At 33.2% G+C, this 13,540-nt stretch carries 10 protein-coding genes; 5 read left to right on the forward strand and 5 right to left on the reverse strand.

Annotated features, from left to right (window positions below; all coding sequences use genetic code 11):
* Positions 1 to 14 precede the first annotated feature (14 nt).
* From dcm to xerD, 3 genes are read left to right on the forward strand one after another with little or no spacing between them, the layout of a single operon-like run.
* On the forward strand, positions 15 to 1,247 hold the full coding sequence (gene dcm / locus ACSSV5_RS00385; protein WP_454244329.1) for a DNA (cytosine-5-)-methyltransferase: 1,233 nt from the start codon (positions 15 to 17) through the stop codon (positions 1,245 to 1,247).
* A gap of 1 nt (position 1,248) precedes the next feature.
* Complete coding sequence (locus ACSSV5_RS00390; protein WP_454244330.1) at positions 1,249 to 2,418, forward strand: restriction endonuclease; 1,170 nt, start codon at positions 1,249 to 1,251, stop codon at positions 2,416 to 2,418.
* A 38-nt stretch (positions 2,419 to 2,456) separates the two neighbouring features.
* Entirely contained in the window at positions 2,457 to 3,359 is a 903-nt protein-coding gene (gene xerD, locus ACSSV5_RS00395) for a site-specific tyrosine recombinase XerD (RefSeq protein ID WP_454244331.1), read from the forward strand.
* 287 nt (positions 3,360 to 3,646) lie between these two features.
* Here xerD and ACSSV5_RS00400 read toward each other — a convergent pair whose 3' ends face one another.
* From ACSSV5_RS00400 to ACSSV5_RS00420, 5 genes are all read right to left on the reverse strand, one after another.
* Positions 3,647 to 7,093, reverse strand: a complete 3,447-nt coding sequence (locus tag ACSSV5_RS00400) for an efflux RND transporter permease subunit (protein WP_454244332.1) — start codon at positions 7,091 to 7,093, stop codon at positions 3,647 to 3,649.
* Between the two features lie 3 nt (positions 7,094 to 7,096).
* On the reverse strand, positions 7,097 to 8,275 hold the full coding sequence (locus ACSSV5_RS00405; protein WP_454244333.1) for an efflux RND transporter periplasmic adaptor subunit: 1,179 nt from the start codon (positions 8,273 to 8,275) through the stop codon (positions 7,097 to 7,099).
* Between the two features lie 179 nt (positions 8,276 to 8,454).
* A complete protein-coding gene (locus tag ACSSV5_RS00410) occupies positions 8,455 to 8,832 on the reverse strand; it encodes a GxxExxY protein (protein ID WP_454244334.1) in 378 nt (125 codons plus the stop codon).
* Between the two features lie 237 nt (positions 8,833 to 9,069).
* Positions 9,070 to 10,419: a TolC family protein gene (locus ACSSV5_RS00415; RefSeq protein WP_454244335.1), complete on the reverse strand. Its 1,350-nt coding sequence runs from the start codon at positions 10,417 to 10,419 to the stop codon at positions 9,070 to 9,072.
* Positions 10,416 to 11,021, reverse strand: coding sequence for a TetR/AcrR family transcriptional regulator (locus tag ACSSV5_RS00420; RefSeq protein ID WP_454244336.1), 606 nt, complete (start codon positions 11,019 to 11,021; stop codon positions 10,416 to 10,418). Before ACSSV5_RS00420 ends, ACSSV5_RS00415 begins: the two co-directional genes overlap by 4 nt.
* A 275-nt stretch (positions 11,022 to 11,296) precedes the next feature.
* On the opposite strand from ACSSV5_RS00420, the gene ACSSV5_RS00425 reads away from it, so the two are divergent.
* Positions 11,297 to 12,271, forward strand: a complete 975-nt coding sequence (locus ACSSV5_RS00425) for a sugar phosphate isomerase/epimerase family protein (RefSeq protein WP_211065086.1) — start codon at positions 11,297 to 11,299, stop codon at positions 12,269 to 12,271.
* Positions 12,272 to 12,313: 42 nt separating this feature from the next.
* A complete protein-coding gene (locus tag ACSSV5_RS00430) occupies positions 12,314 to 13,492 on the forward strand; it encodes a Gfo/Idh/MocA family protein (RefSeq protein WP_454244337.1) in 1,179 nt (392 codons plus the stop codon).
* The last annotated feature ends 48 nt before the right edge of the window (positions 13,493 to 13,540 follow it).

Below are 13,540 nucleotides of genomic sequence, written 5' to 3' on the forward strand. Positions count from 1 at the left end.
AAGATTTAAAAAAAATGTTGAAGAAGACAACTACTTTTGAAAATGTCGATAATCTGAAATTTAAGATTAATATATACGATCCCGATAATACCAAGCAAGCTTCATTTACTCATTTTTTACAAAACCAAGAAAATGGTCACTCAAGCACTTATAAAAATTCTGCTGTTGAATATGTAAAAGAAATTTTAGAAGGCAAATCTACAACCAAAAAAATATCTGATAAAGTAGCAGAAGATGCTCTACAGTATTTATTATTCAATAATACAGAAGATATACCTTATCCAGCACCAAAAAGACCATACTTCAGTTTTATTGATTTATTTGCTGGTGTCGGAGGTTTTCGTATTGCACTACAAAATGTTGGAGGAAAATGTGTTTATACAAGTGAATGGGATGAAAACGCTCAAAAGACTTATTATAAAAATTTTGGTGATATTCCTTTTGGTGATATTACTAAAAAAAGGGTAAAAGAGTTTATCCCACATAAATTTGATATTTTGTGTGCGGGTTTCCCCTGTCAGGCATTTTCTATAGCTGGATACAGAAAAGGATTTTCAGATACTAGAGGAACTTTGTTTTTTGATGTTGAACAAGTCATAGAAAAGCATAACCCAAAAGTTGTTTTTTTAGAAAATGTAAAGAATCTGATTTCTCATGATAAAGGAAAAACATTCAAGGTAATACTTGAAATATTAGAAAAAAAATTAGGGTATAAAGTTTTTTATGAGGTGCTTAATTCAATGACTCACGCTAATATACCACAAAATAGAGAACGTATTTTTATAGTAGCTTTTGACCCTAAGCAAGTTAAAGATTATAATAAATTCAAATTTCCAAAACAAATTAAACTCACTAAAACCATACATAATATCTTAGAAAAAGATAAAAAAGATGATAAATTTTACTACCCAAATAATCATAAATACTATCCAGAATTAGAAAAAACAATGACCAGTAAAGATACAGTTTACCAATGGCGAAGAGTTTATGTAAGAGAAAACAAAAGTCAAGTTTGCCCAACTTTAACTGCGAATATGGGAACAGGTGGTCATAATGTTCCATTAATTAAAGACGATTTTGGAATAAGAAAACTTACGCCAAAAGAATGTTTTGCTTTTCAAGGCTATCAAGTGGATAAATTTATCCTACCTGATTTGTCTAATAGTAAACTTTACAAACAAGCTGGAAACTCAGTAACAACTACTTTAGTTGAAAGGATTAGTCAAGAAATTATGAAAGTATTATGATATGAAATCATTTCCTAATAAAGATTTCAATAATTACATCACCTTACTATCTGCTATTGCAAAACTATCAGGTTTGTTCAGTGAAAGTTCAATTCCATTTATTAATTATAGAGTTGCAGAAAATATTTTTTGTAAGGCATTTAACGCTGAAAACCTTTCTAGATCAGATACAGCATATGATGCTAAAATGAAAAACACAGGAATTGGTCTCAAGACATTTACTTGTCAATCCAACAACAGTTTGGAAAAAATAGCTGAATTTAACTCAAAGGCTAATGAATTATTAGATATTAAGAATGATGAATTAGCATATAAACTTTCGGAATTTCGAAATGAAAGAATACTTTTAGCAAATAGGCTTTATGATATTAAAGACTCTCTTTATCATATTGTTGCTAGAAAAAACAAACAACTTGTTTTATTTGATACTGATTATGCTGAGATTGATTTAGATAGAATAAGACTTATTAAGGAAACTAAAGCAGGAATTAAATTTTCTGATGGTATTAATGAGTATTCTTTTAATCGATCAAAAAGTACTTTATACAGAAGATTTTATATATCTAAGGATGCTTACTTCAAAGATATAGATATATTAAAAGACCCTTTCGAGTTGATATTAAAACTATTTAAACACGAAAATGAATATTTAGAAGTAGAAAAACAAGTCCCTGGTGTCGATTACGTAGTATTGCCACTATATGGTTATAATAATGGAGATAAATTTGTTTTTCCGAGAAGTGGCTTAAATCAGTGGAATGCTCGTGGTAGAAAAAGAGATTTTAATGAAGTTTATATTCCTGTTCCAGCAATAATTCATCATAAGTTTCCAAATTTTTTCCCCCCTATATTAAAAAATAAAAAATTATATTTTGATTTACATTTACCAAATGGCAAAACTTATAAAGCTAAAATGTGTCAAACTGCAAAGATTAAAATAGATGGAGAAGTATTGAACAAAGGAAAAGGTTTAATGACATCATCAAATAAAGGCTTAGGAGAGTGGATACTTAGAAAAGCTCTACAATTAAAGGAAAATGAATTAGTAAAATATAGAATGTTAGAAGTTATTGGTTATGATAGTGTAATTATTGAAAAAGTTGATGAGGATAATTACAAGATAGATGTTTTGCCGTTAGATTCATATGAGGACTTTATTGACAATACATAACGTTCAATAAGGATATCAATATTGGATAACAATTTTTTATGACCTGGCACCAAGCTTTAGACGACTTTAAAATGTATTTGAAAATAGAATGCGGTTTGACTGCAAATTCTGTGCTCAACTACGAGTTTGATATCAAAAAATTGATCAGGTATCTCGACGAGTTTAATATAAAATCTTCACCTGAAACTATCAATGAAGAGGAACTCAAAACCTTTATTTATGCGATGTCTAAAGTCATTAATGCCCGAAGCCAAGCCCGATTAATTTCAGGATTAAAACGCTTTTTTAATTATTTAATCTTTGAAAACCAAAGAGCAGACAATCCTATGGCACTGATAGAATCGCCTAAAATTGGTCAAAAATTACCCGAAGTGCTCAGCACCGCAGAAATCGACAAGCTTATCAGCAGTATAGACTTAACACATCCACAAGGCGAACGCAACCGTGCGATTATTGAAACGCTTTACGCCTGTGGCCTACGTGTGAGTGAGTTGACCCATCTAAAATTATCAGACTTATTTTTTGACGAAGGCTTTATCAAAGTCCACGGCAAAGGTCAAAAAGATCGTTTTGTGCCGATTAATTCAAGTGCCATCAAATATATCAACCTTTATAAAAATGACGTCCGCATTCATCAAGAACCCAAACCTGGCGAAACAGATATTTTATTTCTCAATCGACGGGGCAAACGCTTAACTAGAGCTATGGTTTTTACCATTATAAAACAACTGACTAAAGCCATAAACCTTCAAAAGACCGTCAGTCCTCATACGTTTAGACATTCTTTTGCCACACACTTGCTAGAAAATGGGGCAGATTTAAGAGCCATTCAACAAATGCTAGGGCACGAAAGCATCATCACGACTGAAATTTACACACATTTAGACAAAACGCATTTAAAAAATGTCATTGATAAATTTCATCCTATGGCAAAATTTTAGGAAAAACTCTCTAATGATAAAATAATGGTATGCCAACGACAGAAGCTTGAAATTGTTGAAAATAAATTGTCAGCTTAAATCAAACTCACGTTAAATTAAGATGTTTGCTAAAATGAGCTTTGAATAGTGTTAGTAATTCTATAACTTTAAATTCTGACTTTCTGAGGAAATCCTAATTAGAGAGTAACACTTTAATGTGTTGAATATCATTATGTTACATAACAAAAACGAAATTATTTTGTTGATTTGTAAGTGTTTAAACCTTTTTTTTTCGAATCACAATATCTCTATCGTCCTTTTCTGAACCTCAGCTTCGCTCTAATATTCAAATAAAACATCGCAGGTACAACGATTAAAGTTAAGAAAGTGGCGAAAATCAATCCAAAAATAACTGTCCATGCCAAAGGTCCCCAAAAAATAACGTTGTCACCACCGATATAAATTTGTGGGTCAAGGTCTGCGATTAGCGTGTAAAAGTTGATGTTTAAACCGATAGCTAAGGGAATCAAACCTAAAACTGTTGTGATGGCGGTTAGTAACACTGGTCTTAATCTAGATTTTCCACCAGCGACAATGCTCACAAAATAATCGTGTTTGCTGAGGATATCATCTTTTTCAAGACCTAATGCTTGTTTTTTACGGTCGATTAAAATTTGGGTATAATCAATCAAAACAATGGCGTTGTTGACAACAATTCCCGCCAAAGTAATCACGCCCATCATAGTCATAACTACAATAAAATCCATCTTAAAGCTAACTAAACCAAACAACACACCGATTAAGCTCAAAATCACCGCCATAATGATAATCAAAGGTTTTGAAATCGAGTTGAACTGAGCCACCATAATTATTGCTATGCCTGCAACAGCTAACAATAAAGCTTTAATTAAAAACGCTAAATTTTCAGCTTGTTTTTCTTGTTGACCTGTAAAAGCATAATTCATTCCTTCTTTAATTTGATAACCTGATTCTAAAGCAGTTTTGATTTGGTTGACCGTTTCTGTAGGATTATAACCTTCCAAAACATTAGAGTAAAGTGTGATGACCCGTTTTAAGTCTTTTCGTTTTATGGCGTTAAAAGTCGCTGTAGGTTTGACGTTGATTAAACTTGAAATCGGCACTTGTCTTAATTGCCCGCGGTTGTTTCTAAACGTGATGGGTTGGTTAAAAATAGCACTTTCATCATAACGATATTTATCATTAAAACGCACATTGATTTGATAATCATCATCGCCATCTTTATAGGTTGAGGCTTCTTGACCAAAGACCGATTGTCTGATAGTTTGTCCAACCAGTCCTGTTGAAATTCCTAGTTGTCCAACTTTTTCTCGGTCAACTCTAATTTCCATTTCGGGTTTAGACTTGTTGATATCTATTTTGAGTTCTTCAATGCCTGCAATTTCTTGATTTTCTATATATTGTCGCATTTGTTGTGCTTCATTAAGCATTTCTTCATAGTCTTCGCCTTTGATTTCTATATTGATTTCATAACCTTGTGGTGGTCCTAATTGGTCTTTTTCTACAGTAACAACCACACCTGAAAAGTCTTTAACAGATTGGCGTATTTCACTCAAAACTTGGCTACTTTTTACGCCACGTCTCAATTTGAATTCTCGCATTGATAAAGTGACTTTGCCTTTGTGTGGCATTTCACTAACTATACCACCATCAGTTTGAGGATTGCCCGCACCTACGCCAACTTGGCTCACTGCAGATTCTACCATAAAGTTATAACCATTTTCATCTTCATATTTTTTAATCACATTATAAATGCGTTGCTCTATCTGTTTGGTCATGGCATTGGTTTTTTCAATCGCCGTACCTTCAGGATATTCAATATAGGCTATGGTTTGGTTGGGCTGATTTTCTGGAAAAAACAAAACTTGGGGTTTTGCTATAGCTAAAACTAAAAAAGCTATAATCAGCAAACTAAGTGTACCAAAAAAAACAAGATAAGCTCTTCTTCCTTTAATAAAAGTGGCTAATAGTCTTTGATAAAAATTCTCAAGACGTTGTAAAAAATCGAATTGAAAATAAAATATAGCTCTCACTAAAAACATCTTGAACAGCCACAATATTATAGCACTAAGTAAAGCTAAGTTTCCGATAGCTCTCAAAACACGTGAGTCTTGAAATATTCCTAGTGTTAAAATCAACGTGCCAATAACACTCAAAATTAAAGTCCAACGTATGGTTTTTTGTCTGGTGAGTTGTTTCTCTTTGATTTTCATAAACCTGGACGTTAGCATGGCGTTGATGAGTAAAGCCACAAATAGTGATGACACGAGAACAATTGAAAGTGTAATAGGAAAATAAATAATAAACTTTCCTATGGTTCCTGGCCAAAGTCCAAGCGGAAAAAATGCAGCAAGAGTGGTTGCCGTAGATGCAATAATTGGTAAAGCTATTTCGCCAATACCTTGTTTAGCAGCTTCAATACGAGAATAGCCTTGACTCATTAAGCTATAAACATTTTCTACAACCACTATACCATTATCAACCAACATACCAAGCCCCATGACCAAACCAAATAAAACTATTGTATTCAGCGTAAAGCCTAAACTAGATATAATTATCAAAGACATCAACATGGATAAAGGGATAGCCACACCGACAAAAAGAGCGTTTCTAAAGCCGAGAAAAAACATCAAGACCAAAACCACTAAAATAACTCCAAACACTATGTTGTTGACCAAATCGTTGACTTGATTGATGGTTTTAATGGATTGGTCATTTGATAAAGTGATGTCTAAACTTTGTGGGTAATAATTTTCTTTTTCGTGTTCAACAATGGTTTTGATTTGATCTACTGCTTCTACCATATTTTTGCCTGCTCGCTTTTTCACATCAAGCATAACAACGGGTTTACCCCATTCTCTGGCAAAAGTAGTTGGGTCTTTTTCTTTAAAATTGACTTCTGCAACATCTTTTAAATAAACAATACCGTCATCTTTTTTAACAACAATGTCTTCAAGCTCTGAAGGTTCTGAAATTTCACCAATCACACGAATGCTTTTTTGCAAACCTTCATTTTTGATGTTTCCACCTGAAACGGTACTATTTTCGGATCGTATAGCATTAAAAATATCATTAAAACTGACTTGAGATGCAGTCATTTTATAGATGTCAACCGCTACTTCAACTTCTTTTTCATCAACACCACGAATGGAGGCTTCTTTGATTTGTGGCAATAATTCTATCTTGTCTTGAAGATGTTCTGCAAAATCTTTGAGTTGTTGACTTTTATAATCACCCGTAAAATTGATATTTAAAATGGGCATTTCTTCAGATATATTCAAATCGAAAACATTGGGTTCAACTTTGGCACCATTATCTAAAGTTGGCCAAGTGGTTTCAGATTTAACGATATCTACTTTATCCTTAATGAGTTGTTTGGCTGTTTCTACTTCGATATCTTCTTCAAATTCAACAATAACCATTGAGAAATCTTGCTGCGTGGTCGAGGTTATTTCTTTTACGCCTTTGACATTATTGAACTCTTCTTCGAGCGGTTCTGTAATAAATTTTTCGATGTCTTTGGCCGAATTTCCAGGATTGATAGAGTTGACGTAGATTTTGGTTTCTACAACTTCAGGAAAATTTTCTCTTGGCATATTGACATAAGCCATAATACCACCTACCAAAATAATAAGCATAATGACGTAAACCGTCATTTTGTTATCTATGGCCCAAGAGGATATTTTAAATTCTTTATCAATTTTTGACTTTGTCATAATTTAATCTTCTAATTGTGTGATTTTGACCTTTTCTTTATCTCTTAGATTTCGCCCACCTTCTTGAGCAATGATGTCACCAACGGCAATACCTTCTAAAACTTCTACTAGACCATTATAGTGTTTTCCCGTTTTAAGTGGAATTCGTACGGCTTGACCTAAGCTGTCGTTATCCATTTTTATTTTGAAACAAATTTGAGTGCCGTCTGCCGTTTCTTGCAAAATATTTTCAGATACAACAATTGCTTCGTTGTTCTGATAATCATTGATTAAAACATTAGCAATCAGATTAGGTTTTACGCCTTTGATATTGTTAGGAATATTGATTTTAACCTTAAATTTTCGATTGTTGGGATTGATAAAGCTACCCATATGGTCAATTTGAGCTTGAAAGGTTTTGCCAATAGCATTTAAACGAACTTGAACTGGTGTTCCGATAGAAATATCATTGAGATAGTTTTCAGGAACTTCGGTTTCGATATACATTTCGGAAAGGTTAACTAATCTAAACACCGCCATTCCACCTGGAGAAACAACTTGACCTTCTTCGGTAATAATGTCGTCAATTTTGCCATTAAATGGGGCTTTAATCTCAGTTTTATCCAATTTTTTTTGAAGGCTTTTTAAACTGTTTTGAGAAGATTCGAAGTTAGTTTTGGCTTGTAAATACTGAATTTCTGACCCTATGCTGTCTTGCCAAAGGCGTTTTTGGCGTTCAAAAGTGGTTTGTGCTAAATCTACACGAGATTGTAATTCGCTTATCTGATCGCGTAAACCACCGTCGTCTATTTTGGCTAAAACTTGCCCCTTTTTAACTTCATCACCTTCTTTGACAAATATTTTTTCTAATTCACCACTGTATTCTGGATAAATCAAAATGTTTTGATCGGTTTTGACGTTGCCTTGAAGATTGAAAAAATGCTTAAACGTGTCTGTTTTGATTTGTCGTGCAGTGATCAACGTATAGTTGGTTTGATGGGCTTGTTTAGAAGCCAATTCCTTTTGAATTTTACCTTCTAAGCTTTTCAATTGCTCTTGTTGGGTTTTGATTTCTTTCTTTAAGTCCGTCAAAGCTTTTTGGTCATTAGATTCTAATGCTTTATCCACTCGACTTTCTAAGTTTTCTTTCCCACAGGAAATTAGAAGTAGTGAGATGAATGTTATTTTGATTATATTTTTCATAGTTTGGTGTTTTTTTTTACCGCAAGGCTCGCTATGGTTTCGCAAGGTTCGCCAAGTGTTTTGTTGATTTTAATTTTAATCATATTTATTCTTTATTTTCCTTGCGTCACTTGCGTATTCTTGGCGTTCCTTGCGGTTAAAATTTTACCGCTAAGTTCGCTAAGGTCTCGCCAGGTTCGCTATAGATTGTTTACTACTCTTTTAATACCATTTTTTATAAGTGAAACGTTGAAATTTATAAGCATACCTAATTTACAGTCAGATAATTTTAAATATGTAATAACCTGAGCCATATGGACATCGTTCAGGGCTTCTACGGACTTGACCTCAATCACCACTTTATTTTCAATTAAAACATCTACCCGATAGCCTACTTCTAATTTTACATCTTCATACACTAAAGGCAATGGCTTTTGTTTGTCAACTTTAAGTTTATGTTTTCTCAATTCGTGAATCAAACACTCTTCATAAGCACTTTCTAAAAGACCTGGTCCTAAGGTTTTATGAACCTTTAAAGCTGAATCAAATACTATTTTAGAAATCTCGTTTTCAGTCATTTTAAATCATTTTTTATTAATATTCTAAACAACTCGACGTTAATTGAGGTGAAGTTTTTACCGCAAGGCTCGCTATGGTTTCGCAAGGTTCGCCAAGTGTTTTGTTGATTTTAGTTTTAAACATATTTATTCTTTATTTTCTTTGCGTCACTTGCGTATTCTTGGCGTCCCTTGCTGTTAAAATTTTAATTTTTTCAGACCTTTAAACTCATAAATCTTATACGCTTTACCATAATCTCAATTAATATCTGGTTCATTTAATATGGTTTCTAAACTGGTTTTAGAATTGATAAGTTGCAACATAGATTGTAAATATTGATTTTGTGCATCGTAAAGTTGTAATTGTGCTTGACGTAATTCAAAACTTGTGCTGATGCCTTCTTTGTATTTTATAATGTTTTTGTATTCAATGCGTTCTGCTAAATTTAAGTTGGCTTTAGCGGTTTGATAATTTTCTAAAGCAAATTTATAATCGCTTTTAGCTTGGTTAAAGTTTAGTTTGATCTGTTCAACCGATTGTTTAAAATCTGTTTTGGCTTGCAGCATAGCAATTTCGGCACGCTGTGTGCGTTTGGCTCGTTTTAAAGAACTAAAAATAGGAATGTTTAGGCTGACACCAATCGTTGAAAATTGAAACCATTGTGTATCAGACTCTAAAAACACAAAATCATCTCCAAAAGCGGTTGTGCCATAATTGGCAAAAGCTGATAAAGTCGGTAATGCTTTACTCCTTTCGAGTTGCCATTCTAAAGTGCGTTGTTGAACCAAATTATCAGCAATTTTGTAATCAACATTTTGTTCGAGTTGAAGTTGAGATTCTAACAAATCAAAGTCTGCAAGTTGTTGTTGAGCCAAGGTTTGTAAATCGTCTGTGAGCTCAATGTCAGCATTGACAGGTAATCCCAAAACCATTTTTAGGGTTTGCTTAGACAGGTCTAAATTGCGTTGTGCATTTCTAAGCTGATTGTTCACTTGCTGATAAGTGATTTGTAGCTGTTCGACTTCTTCTTGCTCTGCTAAACCGTTTTCAAATATCTTTTGGGTTTCGTCTAAATTCTTTTTAGCGGTTGTAGCATTATTTTTAATGATATTGACATTAGATTCTACCAACAAAGCACTCGCGTAAGCACTCACTACGTTTTGCCGAACTTGCAGACGTGTTTTTTCGTTTGAATTTTTAGAATACTCTAAAAAAGTTTTGGCTGCTTTTAATGCAACAATATAAGAACCGTCAAAAATTAATTGATTAAGCGAAGCTGTAGCACGCATATTTTGTTTTTGACCAAAACTAACAGGCACTGTTGTGCCAGGTTCACCACCGATGATTTCGGCGGGAAGCGGTGTAACGATGAGTTTAGGATTATACTCATAGTCAACAGCGGCGTTGATTTGTGGCAAACCATCGGCTGTAGTTTCCCATTTTTGTTTTAGAGCTTTAGCTTGGTCACGTTTTGCATTTAAAGAAACGTAGCTACTATCAAGAGCTCTTTCTATGGCTTCTTCTAAAGAAAACTTATAGAGATTTTGTTCTTGAGAGTTTGCCAAAAAACTCGTTAATAAACAAGCTATAGAAAGTATGTATTTCATAATTTTGATTGTTGTGCGAGTAATTCTTCTAAACGATTTAGCCCTTTTTCAGAAACAATTCCACGTAGGTGATATTCTAAAAAATGATCTTGTATGTCTTGGTTTGAAAATTCTTGAACAGGAAAAACCTTTTGATCTTTCAGTAAATTCATTCCATAATAATATAACCTAAAAATAACTTCAATATCAATATTTGGTCTGTAGAATCCTTCTTTAATACCACGTCTAAAATTTTCAATACAATAGTCATACTTATGCCAAATTTTGTTTTTGAGGGTTTTAAAAATTTGCGGATAATATTTTTGAAGTTGATATTGAGGTGATGACTTTTCATTTTTAAGATGACGCATAACTTGATTTTCTATGGCTAAAGTTTCTTCGATTGGATCGTATTTTTCAGCTCTTAATTTATCAATAGTAGATGAAATATTATCAAAAACATAAGTTGTTGTAACTTTAACAAGGTTAGTTTTAGAGTCAAAATGGTCATAAAGTGTTTTTTTGGATATCCCGAGTTGCTCCGAAATCTCATCCATAGTCACGCTCTTAAAACCGTATTCTAAAAACAGACTCATCGCTTTCTGAATTATTTTCTTTTTCATGGCCGCAAATTTAGTTAGGAAACTTTAAGAACAATAAAAGTTTTTAAAGTTTTACAGGAACTTAACAAAACAATATCATATTAGCCTGAGCTCAATTAATCCAAAATGAGTCAGTTTGATTTCTATGACATGATCAAACAAATTTGAAATAAGGTTTGATTTTTTACTAAAGCAAAAACAATATTAGTCGAATCTATACAATATTTTACATTGTTTTTTAATTATACAGATTTTTTTTGCACTTTTGAGAATACTTTAATTAAATCCATTTTTTAATGAAATCAATAATTTTAAACCTAGTAATTTCTTGTTTTTTAGTATTTACAGTAAGCTGTAAAAATGAGACTAAAAAACCTTCCGAAAATGAAACCAAGTCAGTAACTAAAACAGAAAATGAAGCCACATTTTTTAAGTTATCTTTAGCTCAATGGTCATTGCACCGCACTTTTAACGATGATGGTGTTGACCCATTCAAGTTTGCTGAAATAGCAAAAGAGATGGGTTTTGAAGGCTTAGAATATGTCAACCATATTTACACTCAACAAATTGAAGATTTGGGATTTGACACCGTTATTGACTCACTTAACACACTGAGTCAAAAACACGGCATGCAAAATGTGCTAATTATGGTTGATGGCGAAGGCGATTTAGCTAGCCCAAACATTGATGAAAGAAATCAGGCTGTAGAAAATCACAAAAAGTGGATAGATGCGGCACAAAAATTAGGTTGTCATTCTATTCGAGTGAATACTTTTGGCACTAATAATCCCAAAGAATGGTTACCTGCGGTAGTTGATGGTCTCAAAAAACTATCTACTTATGCGGCAACAAAAAACATCAATGTGCTTTGTGAAAATCATGGATGGTTGTCTTCTGATGCACCATTGCTTATAGAAGCCATTGACAAAGTTAATATGGATAATTGTGGTACATTACCCGACTTTGGGAATTGGTGTGTAAAACGAAAAGATGGCGAACAATGGGGCGAATGCATAGAAGAATATCCAGACAAGTACCAGGGTATAGAACTGTTGCTGACCAAAGCTAAAGCTGTAAGTGCAAAAGCTTATGATTTTGATAAAAACGGCAATGAAACAACATTAGATTTTCCTAGAATTATAAAATTAGTTAAAGAATCTGGTTATACAGGCTATATTGGTGTTGAATATGAAGGCGATCGATTATCTGAAAAAGAAGGGATTTTAGCCATCAAAAATTTATTACTAAAATCAGCTAAGTCTATCAATTGATAAGCTTTAGAAAACTTTTTACTGTGATTTTAACCTTAAATTATGTCCAATAAAATCAGACTAGGCTTTCTCGGCGGTGGTGGAAATTCACTTATTGGAATTTTGCACCGTGTTGCTTCAAAAATGTACGACAAATACGAACTTGTTGGCGGTGTTTTTAATACCGATATTAGTAAAAGTCTTGCGTTTGCAAAATCTATTAGTATATCAACACATAGAGTTTATAATGATTTAGATAACTTAATTGAAGAAGAATTAAAGTTGCCAAAAAATGAGCGTATGCAAGTCCTGTCTGTGCTTACGCCAAATTATCTGCACTTTAGTATGGCTAAAAAGCTTTTGGAAAATGGGTTTCATGTGATTTGTGAAAAACCTATGACCACAACTTTTGAAGAAGCTAAAATTTTATATCAAACTTTAAAAGATAGCGAACTTATTTTTGCGGTAACCTACACCTATACGGGTTATCCTATGATTCGGCAAATGCGTGAAATGATAAAAAATGGGGTTTTAGGTAAAGTTCAAAAAATAGATGCACAATATTACCAAGGTTGGATAAACCCTATTATTCACAGTGAAGCTGAGCGCTCTTCAACGTGGCGTTTAAATCCTGAAAAATCTGGCATTAGTTGCTGCTTAGGCGATATTGGTACACATGCTTTTGACATGTTGGAATACGTGAGCGGACTTAAAATAGAATCTGTTTTATCTGATCTCAATTTTGTGTATTCAGACAATAAAATGGATGTAGATGCTACAGTTTTATTGCGACTCAATAATAAAGCTAAGGGCGTGATTTGTACCAGCCAAATAGCTACAGGTGAAGAAAACAGTTTTATCATAAAAATTTATGGCGACAAAGCAGGTTTAAAATGGGAGCAAGAAAATCCTAACTTTCTGTATTTAATGGAAGAGAGAAAACCTTTACAAGTTTTGAAGCCAGGTCACGGTTACAACTCAGGTGTTTCTTTAGACGGCACCAAGTTGCCACCAGGTCATCCAGAAGGCATTTTTGATGCTATGGGAAACATTTATAAAGGCATTGCTAAAGCCATAAATAAAGAACCTTACAACCAAGGCGAGTTTCCGACAATTATTGACGGCGTCAGAGGAATGAGTTTTGTAGAAAAAGCTGTGGAATCTCATCAAAAAGGAAATGTTTGGGTTAAAGTTGAAGATCTTATCAAAAATAAAGACTTTGAGGGTTTGAGAAATACTTAGGTTACGAAATTTTGACACATAATTTTTACTATTTACTTTCTGTATAAA

The sequence above is a fragment of the Psychroflexus sp. MBR-150 genome (assembly GCF_053628795.1).